Below are 11,932 nucleotides of genomic sequence, written 5' to 3'. Positions count from 1 at the left end.
GGCATGGGTGTGCCCCGGGGGACGGTGTTCGGTTTTTCAGACCCGGATGACCTGCGGGCCCAGCAGGGAGTAGCGGTGGGCCTCGGCCGTCGGGAGCAGCGTGCTCGTCACGATCGCCTCCAGCGCGCCGACCTCGGCGAACCGGCAGAAGCTGACCGCTCCGAACTTGGTGTGCACGCCCGCGAAGACCGTCCTGCGCGCGGCGCGGATGGCCTGGGCCTTGACCTCGCTGACGGCGGGGTCGGGGGTGGTCAGGCCGTGTTCGCGGGAGATGCCGTTGGCGCCGATGAAGGCGAGGTCGACCACGAAGCCGGACAGCATCCTGGTCGTCCAGTGGTCGACGGTCGCCAGGGTGCCGGCCCGGACCCGTCCGCCGAGGAGCAGGACCGACATGTTCTCGGCCTCGGCGAGGGCGCCCGCGACGGGCAGCGACGCGGTGACCACGGTCAGCGGCCGGTCCGTCGGCAGGGCCTCGGCGATGAGCTGCGGGGTGAAGCCCTCGTCGGCGAAGACCGTCTCCGCGTCCCCCAGCAGCTCGGCCGCGGCGGCCGCGATCCGGCGCTTCTCGGGGACGTGACTGGTGGCACGGAAGGCGAGTGTCGTCTCGAAGCCGGCGCTCTCGACCGGGTAGGCGCCGCCATGGGTGCGACGGACCAGCCCGTGGTCCTCCAGGGCGCGCAGATCGCGCCGGATGGTCTCCTTGGCCACGCCCAGCCGGGCGGCGAGTGCGGTGACGTCGACCGAGCCCGTGGCGCGCGCGGCCAGCACGATCTCGCGCTGGCGTTCTTCCGCCGTCCTCGTGCTCATGTCGTCACCCACTTCCCTGTGGAGCTGCCCGTTCGGGCCCATGGGGGAAGTTCTACAGCGGGTGCGCGGCGCTGACCAGGTCTGTTGCGGGTCCGATACTGCCCGTGTGTGCCCGTTTGCGAAGCGGTGTGCCCGCCTCGGACCTGCGCGGCTGCCGGGCGAGGAGTGGGAGCGGGCGGCCCGGATGCCCGAACACGGGTGCGGGCGGGCCCGTTCGGTGCCCGCCCGCCGCGATGAGCGATCGTTTTCCGCCGCCTTGCCGGATACCCGGCCCCGCCAAAGGCTCAGTACGGCCAGATGGGCGGATCGTTCACGAAGTGCCCGCCCAGGTGGCTGTGGGCCGGGTTCTCCGGGTCCAGCTCGCCCTGCTCGGCGATCAGCTTCTCGGCGTACGGTTCCGAGTCGTCCTGCGGCTCGTAGCCGAGCGACCGTGCGGTCGTGAGGTCCCACCACAGGCGGGTGTTCGCCGAGGAGCCGTAGACCACGGTGTGGCCGACCTCCTCCGCGGTGAGGGCCGCGTGGAAGAGGCGGGCGCCGTCGGCCGGGCTCATCCAGATGGAGAGCATGCGCACACTGGTCGGCTCCGGGAAGCAGGAGCCGATGCGCACCGAGACGGTCTCCAGACCGTGCCGGTCCCAGTAGAGCTGGGCGAGGTCCTCGCCGAAGGCCTTGGACAGGCCGTAGAAGGTGTCGGGGCGGTGCGGGGTGTCGATCGGGATCAGCACTCTTGAATCAAGAGGTGTGCCCGGGCGCGGGGCCGGGGTGAAGCCGACGGCGTGGTTGGAGGAGGCGAAGACGATCCGCGGCACGCCTTCGAGGCGGGCGGCCTCGTACAGGTTGTAGGTGCCCTCGATGTTCGACCTGAGGATCTTCTCGAAGGGCGCCTCCAGGGAGATGCCCGCGAGGTGCAGGATCGCGTCCACGCCCCGCACCGCCTCGCGCAGCGCCTCCTTGTCGGCGAGGTCCGCGGTGATGGCGTCCGGTGCGTCCTCGACGGGGCGCACGTCGAGCAGGCGCAGCGTGTAGCCGTACTCCGGCAGCAGGAACCGCATCAGGGTGCCGAGCCCGCCGGCGGCGCCGGTGAGCAGCACGGTGCGGGGAGCGGGCATCCTCGATCTCCTCGATCTCCTTGACGACAGCGGCTGCATGCATGGACAGGATTCACATTCGTGGACACGCTAGGGAGCGGCGGCGGATCTAGTCAAGTGTGCCGTGGAGTGGGGAAATCCGTTGCTGTGTTGCGGGTTTGCCCGCTTGACCCGCCCCGAGACGGGCCCGTAGCGTGAAGCTGTTCAGAAATATGGACACCGATCACAAGCATGCACCGACGACGTGCACCGACAGGGAGCGCCCGTGACGCCAGCTCCTCTCGCCGCCCGGCTCCGCGACCCGAGCGGGCCGCTGTTCTTCCCCGTCACGGCCTACGGCCCGGACGGCTCGGTCGACCTCGACGTCTACCGCACCCATGTGCGCCAGGGCGTCGCGGCCGGCGCCGCCGCCGTGTTCGCCTGCTGCGGCACCGGGGAGTTCCATGCGCTGCTGCCGGAGGAGTTCGAGGCCTGCGTGCGGGCGGCCGTCGAGGCGGCCGAGGGGCGCGTCCCGGTGCTTGCGGGCGCCGGCTACGGCACCGCGCTCGCCGTCCGCTACGCGCGACTCGCCGAGGACGCGGGCGCCGAGGGGCTCCTCGCCATGCCGCCGTACCTCGTGCTGGCCGGCCAGGAGGGCCTGCTGCGGCACTACCGTGAGGTCGCCGCCGCCACCGCCCTGCCGGTGATCGTCTACCAGCGCGACAACGCCGTCTTCACCCCGCACACCGTGGTCGAGCTGGCCCGCACCGACGGCGTCATCGGTCTCAAGGACGGCCTCGGCGACCTGGACCTGATGCAGCGGATCGTCAGCGCCGTCCGCACCGAGGTCCCCGGCGACTTCCTGTACTTCAACGGCCTGCCCACCGCCGAGCAGACCCAGCTCGCCTACCAGGCCCTCGGCATCACCCTGTACTCCTCGGCCGTCTTCTGCTTCGCACCCGAGATCGCCCTCGCCTTCCACCGGGCTCTTCGGACGGGCGACCGGGACACCGTGCGCCGCCTCCTGGACGGCTTCTACCGCCCGTTCGTGGAGCTGCGCGCCCAGGGCCGCGGCTACGCCGTCTCGCTCGTCAAGGCGGGCGTACGGCTGCGTGGCCTGGACGTCGGCGAGGTCCGGCCCCCGCTGCACGAGCCCGGCGAGGACCACGTCAAGCAGCTCGCCCAGCTGATCGAGCGCGGCTGCGCGCTGCTGGAGGAGGACGCGTGAAGGCGTCGGCGTTCGTCTACCCCTGGGACGTCAACGGGGACCCCGACGCCCCCGCCCGCATCACCGCACTCGGCGTACGGCAGGTGACCCTCGCGTCCGCCTACCACTCCACCCGCGCCCTGACCCCCCGCCACCCGCGCCACCGCATCGTCACCGCCGAGTACGCGGCCGTCCTGTACCCGGTCGGCAACCGCTGGGCCGGCCGCGGCCTGCGCCCGTACCCCGCCGGGCGCTGGGCCCCCGCGGACGCCTACGGCGAGGCCGCCGAGGCACTCGCGTCGGCCGGCCTCGACGTGCACACCTGGGTCGTCCTCGCGCACAACTCCCGCCTGGGTGCCGAACATCCGGACACCTCGGTCGTCAACGCCTACGGCGACCGCTACCCGTGGGCCCCCTGCATCGCCCAGCCCGCCACGCGCGCGTACCTGGTCGACCTGGCCGCCGAGGCCGCCGTACGCCCCGGCGCGCATGGCACCGAACTGGAGTCCCTCGGCTGGTACGGGCTCCAGCACCTGCACGCCCACGACAAGACCTCCGGGGTCGGCCTCGGGGACGCCGGGCAGTACCTGATGTCGCTCTGCTTCTGCCCCGCCTGCCGTGCCGGCTACGGCGAACAGGGCCTGGACGCCGACGGGTTGGCGGCCACCGTACGGGACGCCCTGGAGCCGCTGTGGCGGGGCGCGGCCGACGACGGGGGCTGGCCGACGGTCGAGAAGCTCCTCGGCCAGGACACCGCGGCCGCCACGCGCGCGTGGCGCGACACCACCGCCCGCACCCTCCAGGAGCAGGCCGTCACCGCCGTACGCGCCGCCGCACCCGACGGCTTCCAGGTCCTGCTGCACGCGGACCCGGTGCCGTACCACTGCGGCGCCAACGTCGGCGTCGACCCCGCCCACATCCTCTCCGTCGCGGACGGCGTGGTGGTGCCATGCACAGCCGGCACGCACCTGCTGACACCCTTCGCCGAGCAGGCCCGCGAAGGGACGGTGCTGGCCGCCAACTTCACGGTGGTCTCCGGGATGGGCGGCAGCCCTGGCACCCTCGCGGCCGACGTGGCGCGTGCGCGTGGCCGGGGTGCGACGGAGGTGCGGTTGTATCACGCCGGGTTGGCGTCGGACGGGGATCTTGCGGCGGTGCGTGAGGCGCTTGGCGTGCGTTGAGTCGCGAGCGTGGCGGCCCTCAGGAGCAGCAGCAGGCCGTACAGGGGCAGCAGCAGCCCGGGGCCGGCCAGTTCGACCAGGCCGGCCCCTACGGCCAGACCGATCACGTTCGGTGTGAACATCAGCGTGTGGGCGGTGGCGGTCGCCCGGCCCAGCAGCGGACCCGGGGTCTCGCGCTGCACGGCGGTGAGCGCGGCGATCAGCACGCAGGGCAGACCGAGGCCGACGGCGGCCCCGGCCACCAGCGCCACCGGATCCGACGGCACGGCCCGCGCGGCCACCCCGGCCGCCGTCAGGGCGATCCCGGCCGCCGCGAACCGCCGCCCGCCCAGCCGCCGCAGCGCCGGCCCGGAGACCAGCCCGACCGCCACCGAGCCCGCGCCCTGGACGGCGTACAGCACACCCGCATAGGCGGGGGAGTGCCCGAGGCGGTCCACGACGGCGTACAGCGTCGTGCTGCCCAGCGAGGCGAGGAGCATCGTCGTACCGCCCGCCCGGACCAGCGGACGCAGCCCCGGGTGCCCCCACAGATGGCGGACGCCCTCGGTGGTCCGGCGCCACCAGCCGTCGCCCGACCGGGCGGGCAGCTCCTCGGGGACGCGCACGAGGGCGCACAGCCCGGCGGCGAGCACGAACGTGACCGCGTCGAGGCAGGCGACGGCCGGACCGCCGAAGGCCGTGTACAGGCCCGCCCCGGTCAGCGGGGCGACCAGCTTCATGCCCTCGTTGGCGGTCATGCGCAGCCCGTTGAAGTCGCCGCGCAGGTCCGGGCCGACGGCTGCGGTGACCAGGGCCGACTCGGCCGCGTCGTGCACGACACCGGCGGCGCCGTACCCGAACAGCACGGCGAACAGCAGCCACAGGCGGCCGGGGGAGTCCACGGCGAACAGGGTGAGCAGGAGGCCGGCCAGGGCGAGATTGACCGTGATGAGCAGGGGTCTGCGGCGGAAGCGGTCGGCGAGGGTGCCGAGCGCCGGGCCGGCCAGGGAGGGCGCCCACAGGGCGAGCATGCACAGGGCGGCCAGGCCGTTGGAACCGGTGAGGTCCTTGACCCACACGCCCGACGCCAGCCACAGCGAGGACGTGCCGAAACCGGACACGACCACACCCGTCAGAGACAGCCCCGCAGTGCGGTCCCGCAGCACGCGGAGCACGGTCCAGGAAGTCGTCATGCCAGGTCATCGTGGCTCTAAGGGGGGTGCACGCGGATCGGGCACGTGCCCTATCCCGGCCACCATGGCTTCGCGGGGCACCGATGAGTTTCGCCGAGCCGGCCGGTCACCCCTCCGTACGGGCAGCGCAACCCCCAAGGAGCAGGACATGACCGACCCGATCCTCGACCTCGGACCACAGACCCGGATCCTGGCACTGCTCGCGGAATCCGTGACCGACGACCAGCTGTCCGGCCCCACCCCGTGCCCTGACCTGGCGGTACGCAATCTGCTCGGCCACCTGCTGGGCCTGTCCGTCGCCTTTCGTGACGCCGCCCGCAAGGACCTGGGTCCGAACACCGACACACCCCCGAACACCGTCCTCCCGGACCTCGGCCCCGGCTGGCGCGAGGAGCTGCCGAAGGTGCTGGACGAACTCGCCGACGCCTGGCGCGACCCGGCCGCCTGGACCGGCATGACCCGCGCGGGCGGGGTGGACCTGCCCGGCGCGGTCGCGGGTGCGGTCGCCGCCGACGAGCTGGTGATCCACGGCTGGGACCTGGCCCGCGCCACCGGCAACCCCTACGCCCCCGACCCCGCGGCCCTCACCTCGGCCCACGGCTTCCTCCTCGCGGCGGCCGACGAGCCGAACCGCGGCAACGGCCTCTTCGGCCCGGTCGTCCCGGTCCCGGCCGAGGCGCCGCTGCTGGACCGGGCGGTGGGGCTGAGCGGGCGGGATCCGGGGTGGCGGCCGTAGGGCCTGTCGTAGCCGTACCGGCGATCTCCGGGCGGCGGAAGCGGCGCATCGGCCCTACGGTGACCTGAGAGGGGGGCAGGCCGTACAGGTACTACGGAGGATGCCGCCATGCAGGAGCACTACGTGTGGGTGACGACGCGCCGCCTTCAGCCCGGCACGTTGGAGGAGTTCGAGCGGGCATGGCGCCCGGCCCCCGCCCCGGCGGGCCTGCACCGCGCCTACGCGTACTGGTCCGAGGACGGGCAGGAGATCACCGGCGTGTCGTTCTGGGACAGCCAGGAGTCGTGCGACGCGTGGCGGGCCTCCGACCCGGAGGCGCAGCGGCGGGCGGCCATGGCCCCGTACGTCGTCTCGGAGAGCGAGGGCTTCTACCGCGGCCGTGAACTCACCCTCCCCGGCGTCGGCCATGAGTGAACGGCTGACATGAGCGAGATCGTCGTCGTGTACGAGCTCGACCATCCGGCGGCCGCACACACCTCCCCGCCCGGCCGGCCCGGTGCGGAACGCCTCCCGCGCCGGGTGCACGCGGTGCCCACCGCCCCCGGCAGACCGGACGCCGCCGGCCCGCGGACGCTCTGCGGCAAGGACACCTTCGCCATGGAACCGGCACAGTGGAGGCCTTCCGAGCACCCCGGGGCGCCCTGGTACCCCGCCGAGTACGCGTCCGTGGTCTGCCCCGAATGCGCTGCCGGGATGGAGGTCTGAGCAGGACCCCTGGTCCGGGCGGGGAGCGTAGGCGTCTCCGGGCGGGAACGCAGGCGTCATGGCGCGCCCCCGCCGACGCCGAGTTCCTCGCCGCCCGGCTGCGGCACCCCGGTCTCCACTTGGCGAAATGAGTCGGAGCCGGGCGAAAGGCGTCGTACTCTCCTGCCATGCCGCTCACCCTCACCGTCCTCGGTACCGCCTCGCCGCACCCGGGCCCCGACCGGCCCTGCTCCGGCTATCTGGTGTCCGGCGGCGGCGCCGAGGTGTGGGTGGACGCGGGGCCCGGTACGTTCGCGGCGTTGCAGCGGCACACGGATCCCGCCCGGCTCACCGCGATCTGGATCTCGCATCTGCACGCCGACCACAGCGCCGACCTGCTCGCCGCCGCCTACGCCTTCGCCTTCGGCGGCATGGCCCCGCACGCGCCGATCCCGGTGTACGCGCCCCAGGACTGCGCCCGCCGGCTGGCCGGCTTCTTCGGCCGTCCCGACGTCGAGTTCCTCAAGGGCGTCTTCGACTTCCGGGACCTGTACGACGGCCACGACGTGAGGCACTGGAACCTCCGCCTGACCACCCGAGCCGTCGCCCACGACACCGAGGCGTACGGGCTGCGCGCCGAGTCCCAGGGCAGCGTCCTGGCGTACTCGGGAGACAGCGGACCCTGCCCCGCGCTCACCGAACTCGCCTCCCGTGCCGACCTGTTCCTGTGCGAGGCAGACATCGACGGGCATCGCGTCGGCGAACACCCGCGTCAGGTCCATCTGACGCCCGAGGACGCCGGCCGCATCGCCCGGGACGCCCATGTGCGCGAGCTGCTCGTCACCCACGTCGGCCCCACGCTCACCCGGGAGGCGGCCACCGGGCGAGCCGCCGCGGTCTCCGGCCGGCCCACGTACACCGCCGTCGAGGGCGACATCCGCACCGTCTGAACCGGCCGCCCGAGCGCCTCAACTTCCTTTGTCAGAAGCATTGACGAATCACGAGCCCCCTCCTACCTTCAACGCGTCTTACTTCGTACGTCATATATGAGACGCGATATGTGAGATCCGAGAGGGCTGCATGACCTCTGTGCCCACCCCGATCCCGTCCCGCACGCAATACGTGCTGGACGCGATCAAACACCGCATCCTGACCGGCCGGCTGACGCCCGGACAGGCCCTGGTCGAGACGGAGCTGGCCGCGCAGTACGGGGTGTCCAAGACCCCCGTGCGGGAGGCACTGAAGACCCTCGCCGGGACCGGGCTCGTCGTGATGAGCCAGTACAAGGGCGTCACGGTGCGCATGGTGGACGCGGACATGGCGCGCGAGGTCTACGACGTGCGGCTGCTGCTGGAGCCCGAGGCGCTGCGCCGGGCGGTACGGCGCGGAGCCTCCCTCGACGCCGCCCGCGACGCGCTCGCCCGGGCCGACGCCGCCACCGACACCGCCGAACGCTCCCTGGCCAACCGGGAGTTCCACCGCGCCCTCTACCTGCCGTGCGGCAACCCGCTGCTCGGCCGGATGCTGGACGAGGTCCGCGACCAGGCCGCCCTCGTCTCCGCCGTGGCCTGGGCGACCGACCCCTCCTGGGAGCGGGAGGCCGCCGAGCACCGGGAGATCCTGCGGCTCGCGCTGGACGGCGACGCGGACGGCGCCGCGAGCGCCCTGCACTCCCACATCGCCTCGTTCGTACGGCGCGCTTTCCCCTCGGACACCGAGCCCCGCCCAGAGGAGGGTCATCAATGAGCAGCGTGACGTTCGAGACCCAACGGGCGGCCCTGGCCGACGTGGTGGCCATCCCGGTGACCCCCTTCGCCGAGGACGGCTCCGTCGCGCAGGACACCCACCGGGCCCTGCTGCGTCGCCTGCTCGACGGCGGGATCCGCACCCTCACCCCGAACGGCAACACCGGCGAGTTCTACGCCCTCACCCCCGAAGAGCGCCGCCTGGTCACCGAGTCGACCGTCGACGAGGTCGGCGACCGCGCCGTGATCCTGGTCGGTGTCGGCCACGACCTGCCCACCGCGAGCGCCTCCGCCCGGCACGCCCGCGCCCTCGGCGCGCAGATGGTGATGGTCCACCAGCCCGTCCACCCGTACGTCTCGGCGGCCGGCTGGGTCGACTACCACCGCGCCATCGCCGAGTCCGTGCCCGAACTGGGCGTGGTCCCCTACATCCGCAACGCCCAGCTGCCCGGCGCCCGCCTCGCCGAACTCGCCGACCACTGCCCCAACGTCATCGGCGTGAAGTACGCCGTACCGGACGCCGCACGCTTCGCTGCCTTCGCGCGGGACGCGGGCCTGGACCGCTTCGTCTGGGTGGCGGGCCTCGCCGAACCGTACGCACCCTCCTACTTCTCTGCGGGCGCCACCGGCTTCACCTCGGGGCTCGTGAACGTCGCCCCGGCCGTTTCGCTGAACATGATTGAAGCGCTTCGATCCGGTGACTACCCGGCCGCCATGAAGGTCTGGGAGCAGATCCGCCGCTTCGAGGAACTGCGCGCCGCCCACGGCTGCGCCAACAACGTCACGGTCGTCAAGGAGGCCCTCGCCGCGCTCGGCCTGTGCCGCCGGGACGTCCGCCCGCCGGCCAGGCAGCTGCCCGAGGACGAGCGCGCCGAGGTCGCCGCCATCGCCGCCGGATGGTCGATATGAAGCAGCCGCACGAAATGAAGCAGCCGCACGAACTGAGAAGCCACCAGTGGTACGGCACCGACGGCCTGCGCTCCTTCAGCCACCGCGCCCGTACCCGCCAGCTCGGCTACCTGCCCGAGGAGCACCTGGGCAAGCCGGTCATCGCGATCCTCAACACCTGGTCGGACATCAACCCCTGCCATGTGCACCTGCGGGACCGGGCGCAGGCCGTGAAGCGCGGGGTCTGGCAGGCCGGGGGCTTCCCGCTGGAGTTCCCGGTCTCCACGCTCAGCGAGACCTTCCAGAAGCCGACCCCGATGCTCTACCGCAACCTGCTCGCCATGGAGACCGAGGAGCTGCTGCGGTCGTACCCGGTCGACGGCGCCGTCCTGATGGGCGGCTGCGACAAGTCCACGCCCGCCCTGCTGATGGGCGCCGCCTCGGTGGACCTGCCCGCCGTCTTCGTACCGGCCGGGCCCATGCTCCCGGGCCACTGGCGGGGCGAGGTCCTCGGCTCCGGCACCGACATGTGGAAGTACTGGGACGACAAGCGGGCCGGCCTCATCGGGGACTGCGAGATGGCCGAGCTGGAGAGCGGCCTGGCCCGCTCGCCGGGCCACTGCATGACCATGGGGACGGCGTCCACGCTGACCGCGGCCGCCGAGGCGCTCGGCGTCACCGTGCCCGGCGCGTCCAGCATCCCGGCGGTGGACTCCGGACACGACCGGATGGCCGCAAGGGCGGGCCTGACGATCGTCGAACTGGTCCACAAGGACCGCAGGTTGAGCCAGATCCTCACCCGGGAGGCGTTCGAGGACGCGGTCACCACCGTGCTCGGCCTCGGCGGCTCCACCAACGCCGTGATCCATCTGATCGCCATGGCGGGCCGGGCCGGGGTGAAGCTGACGCTGGACGACTTCGACCGCATCGCCCGCACGGTCCCGGTCCTCGCCGACGTCCGCCCCGGCGGACAGCGCTACCTCATGGAGGACTTCCACTTCGCGGGCGGCCTGCCCGGCTTCCTCTCCCGGATCCCGGACCTGCTCCACCTCGACCGGCCGACGGCCCTGCACGACACCCTGCGCGAGCAGCTGGAGGGCGCGCAGGTGCACGAGGACGACGTCATCCGCCCCCGCGGCAACCCGGTCGCGAGCGAGGGCGGGGTCGCGGTGCTGCGCGGCAACCTCTGCCCCGACGGCGCCGTCATCAAGCACATCGCCGCCGAGCCCCACCTGCTCAGGCACACCGGCCCAGCCGTCGTCTTCGACGACTACAAGGCCATGCAGCGCACCATCAACGAGCCGTCCCTCGGCATCACCGCCGACAGCGTGCTCGTCCTGCGCAACGCCGGCCCCAAGGGCGGCCCGGGCATGCCCGAGTACGGCATGCTCCCGATCCCGGACCACCTGCTCAGGCAGGGCGTGCGGGACATGGTGCGGATCTCCGACGCCCGGATGAGCGGCACGAGTTACGGCGCCTGCGTGCTGCACGTGGCACCGGAGTCGTACGTCGGCGGGCCGCTGGCGCTGGTGCGCACCGGGGACCCCATCACCCTGGACGTCGAGGCACGCACCCTCCAACTCCACGTGGACGACGAGGAGCTGGAGCGCAGGCGGGCCGAGTGGACGCCGCCGCCCGCCCGTTACGAGCGCGGCTACGGCGCCCTCTACAACGAACAGATCACCCAGGCCGACACCGGCTGCGACTTCGAGTTCCTGGCCCGCCCGGGCAAGGTGCCGGACCCGTACGCCGGCTGAACCCCCGCACGCCCCCTGGTGAAGCGCTTCACCCATGTGTATGCAGCAAGCGCTTCCTGCACCCGCTGTACATGTCCCATTGCGAACCGAGAACAGTCATGGCCCAAGCCGCAGCCGTGGCGAAACCGCCCGCGCCACCCCGGCGGCGCCGTGCCTCCACGACCCCGCGCAGGCTGCCGTACCTGCTGATCGCCCCGGCGGCCCTGCTCATGCTGGGCTTCATCGCCTACCCGGTGCTCAGCGTCTTCTACTACAGCCTGCAGAACTACAACCCCACCAAGCCGTGGCGGAACGGGCTCACCGACGCAGAGATCGGGTCGCACGGCACCAGCTGGCTGTCGGACACCTCGACCGTCTTCCCGGCCGTGGTCGTCGCCGACCTCTGGCGGGGCGTCCCCTTCTTCGCGATCCTCATCCTCGCCGACGGTCGCCCACGTCGCCAACAACTCCGCCGCCTGGGACAACGCCGGCAACGGCTTCACCCCAAGGGCACCTCGGTGGTCTCCGCCCGCAACAACTGGGACTCCGGCATCTCCACCCCGTCCTTCGTCTCCACGGACGCCTCCACGACGTACAACGCCCGCAAGCCGGACGGCTCTCTGCCGTCGAGGACGTTCCTGACGACGGGCTCCACCACCATCGGCGCGACGATGAACTAGAGACCGGAATTACCGGGTCAGGTTCCACC

At 72.6% G+C, this 11,932-nt stretch carries 12 protein-coding genes and 2 pseudogenes; 11 read left to right on the top strand and 3 right to left on the bottom strand.

The window, feature by feature from the left end; translation table 11 throughout:
• Window positions 1-36 precede the first annotated feature (36 nt).
• Together ACFYZZ_RS35995 and ACFYZZ_RS35990 are read right to left on the bottom strand one after the other, a co-directional pair.
• Window positions 37-807 (bottom strand): DeoR/GlpR family DNA-binding transcription regulator, encoded by a 771-nt coding sequence (locus ACFYZZ_RS35995; protein ID WP_389185371.1) that lies wholly within the window; start codon window positions 805-807, stop codon window positions 37-39.
• Window positions 808-1,091: 284 nt separating this feature from the next.
• Complete coding sequence (locus ACFYZZ_RS35990) at window positions 1,092-1,916, bottom strand: NAD-dependent epimerase/dehydratase family protein (RefSeq protein WP_389185368.1); 825 nt, start codon at window positions 1,914-1,916, stop codon at window positions 1,092-1,094.
• Between the two features lie 244 nt (window positions 1,917-2,160).
• Here ACFYZZ_RS35990 and ACFYZZ_RS35985 point away from each other — a divergent pair, with 244 nt between their 5' ends.
• Together ACFYZZ_RS35985 and ACFYZZ_RS35980 are read left to right on the top strand one after the other, a co-directional pair.
• On the top strand, window positions 2,161-3,102 hold the full coding sequence (locus ACFYZZ_RS35985; RefSeq protein ID WP_389185365.1) for a 5-dehydro-4-deoxyglucarate dehydratase: 942 nt from the start codon (window positions 2,161-2,163) through the stop codon (window positions 3,100-3,102).
• Window positions 3,099-4,262 carry a hypothetical protein gene (locus tag ACFYZZ_RS35980; RefSeq protein WP_389185362.1) on the top strand — a complete coding sequence of 388 codons (1,164 nt, stop codon included), beginning with the start codon at window positions 3,099-3,101 and terminating at the stop codon, window positions 4,260-4,262. The genes ACFYZZ_RS35985 and ACFYZZ_RS35980 overlap by 4 nt, the downstream gene beginning before the upstream one ends.
• On the opposite strand, the gene ACFYZZ_RS35975 is transcribed toward ACFYZZ_RS35980, so the two are convergent.
• Window positions 4,199-5,434, bottom strand: a complete 1,236-nt coding sequence (locus ACFYZZ_RS35975; protein ID WP_389185359.1) for an MFS transporter — start codon at window positions 5,432-5,434, stop codon at window positions 4,199-4,201. The genes ACFYZZ_RS35980 and ACFYZZ_RS35975 overlap by 64 nt on opposite strands.
• A 148-nt stretch (window positions 5,435-5,582) precedes the next feature.
• Between ACFYZZ_RS35975 and ACFYZZ_RS35970 the strand changes: the two genes are divergently transcribed.
• The 9 genes and pseudogenes from ACFYZZ_RS35970 to ACFYZZ_RS35930 form a co-directional block, all read left to right on the top strand.
• Window positions 5,583-6,170, top strand: a complete 588-nt coding sequence (locus ACFYZZ_RS35970) for a TIGR03086 family metal-binding protein (RefSeq protein ID WP_389185356.1) — start codon at window positions 5,583-5,585, stop codon at window positions 6,168-6,170.
• Window positions 6,171-6,278: 108 nt separating this feature from the next.
• A complete protein-coding gene (locus ACFYZZ_RS35965; RefSeq protein ID WP_389185354.1) occupies window positions 6,279-6,584 on the top strand; it encodes a hypothetical protein in 306 nt (101 codons plus the stop codon).
• A 9-nt stretch (window positions 6,585-6,593) separates the two neighbouring features.
• Window positions 6,594-6,875, top strand: coding sequence for a hypothetical protein (locus tag ACFYZZ_RS35960; protein WP_389185351.1), 282 nt, complete (start codon window positions 6,594-6,596; stop codon window positions 6,873-6,875).
• 167 nt (window positions 6,876-7,042) lie between these two features.
• Window positions 7,043-7,804, top strand: coding sequence for an MBL fold metallo-hydrolase (locus ACFYZZ_RS35955; protein ID WP_389185348.1), 762 nt, complete (start codon window positions 7,043-7,045; stop codon window positions 7,802-7,804).
• Window positions 7,805-7,934: 130 nt separating this feature from the next.
• Entirely contained in the window at window positions 7,935-8,600 is a 666-nt protein-coding gene (locus ACFYZZ_RS35950) for a GntR family transcriptional regulator (protein WP_389185345.1), read from the top strand.
• Window positions 8,597-9,508: a dihydrodipicolinate synthase family protein gene (locus ACFYZZ_RS35945; RefSeq protein ID WP_389185342.1), complete on the top strand. Its 912-nt coding sequence runs from the start codon at window positions 8,597-8,599 to the stop codon at window positions 9,506-9,508. The genes ACFYZZ_RS35950 and ACFYZZ_RS35945 overlap by 4 nt, the downstream gene beginning before the upstream one ends.
• Before the next feature lie 14 nt (window positions 9,509-9,522).
• The gene (gene araD / locus ACFYZZ_RS35940; RefSeq protein WP_389185339.1) at window positions 9,523-11,244 is read left to right on the top strand and encodes an L-arabinonate dehydratase; all 1,722 of its coding nucleotides are present in this window, start codon (window positions 9,523-9,525) and stop codon (window positions 11,242-11,244) included.
• A 98-nt stretch (window positions 11,245-11,342) separates the two neighbouring features.
• A pseudogene (locus tag ACFYZZ_RS35935) lies at window positions 11,343-11,669 on the top strand (hypothetical protein); the annotation flags it as partial.
• Window positions 11,617-11,903 (top strand): annotated as a pseudogene (locus tag ACFYZZ_RS35930) (pectate lyase); the annotation flags it as partial. The pseudogenes ACFYZZ_RS35935 and ACFYZZ_RS35930, both read left to right, overlap by 53 nt.
• Between the last annotated feature and the right edge of the window lie 29 nt (window positions 11,904-11,932).

Origin of the sequence: Streptomyces sp. NPDC001816, from assembly GCF_042892235.1 — a bacterium.
Taxonomy (GTDB): Bacteria; Actinomycetota; Actinomycetes; order Streptomycetales; family Streptomycetaceae; genus Streptomyces.
The sequence above is the reverse complement of the archived record's forward strand: the minus strand, read 5'-3'. Positions and strand labels throughout refer to the sequence as shown.

Coding starts and splice junctions, on each gene's coding strand:
- ACFYZZ_RS35995 (WP_389185371.1), bottom strand. CDS start 807: ATGAGCACGAGGACGGCGGAAGAACGCCAGCGCGAGATCGTGCTGGCC.
- ACFYZZ_RS35990 (WP_389185368.1), bottom strand. CDS start 1,916: ATGCCCGCTCCCCGCACCGTGCTGCTCACCGGCGCCGCCGGCGGGCTC.
- ACFYZZ_RS35975 (WP_389185359.1), bottom strand. CDS start 5,434: ATGACGACTTCCTGGACCGTGCTCCGCGTGCTGCGGGACCGCACTGCG.
- ACFYZZ_RS35970 (WP_389185356.1), top strand. CDS start 5,583: ATGACCGACCCGATCCTCGACCTCGGACCACAGACCCGGATCCTGGCA.
- ACFYZZ_RS35965 (WP_389185354.1), top strand. CDS start 6,279: ATGCAGGAGCACTACGTGTGGGTGACGACGCGCCGCCTTCAGCCCGGC.
- ACFYZZ_RS35960 (WP_389185351.1), top strand. CDS start 6,594: ATGAGCGAGATCGTCGTCGTGTACGAGCTCGACCATCCGGCGGCCGCA.
- ACFYZZ_RS35955 (WP_389185348.1), top strand. CDS start 7,043: ATGCCGCTCACCCTCACCGTCCTCGGTACCGCCTCGCCGCACCCGGGC.
- ACFYZZ_RS35950 (WP_389185345.1), top strand. CDS start 7,935: ATGACCTCTGTGCCCACCCCGATCCCGTCCCGCACGCAATACGTGCTG.
- ACFYZZ_RS35945 (WP_389185342.1), top strand. CDS start 8,597: ATGAGCAGCGTGACGTTCGAGACCCAACGGGCGGCCCTGGCCGACGTG.
- araD (WP_389185339.1), top strand. CDS start 9,523: ATGAAGCAGCCGCACGAACTGAGAAGCCACCAGTGGTACGGCACCGAC.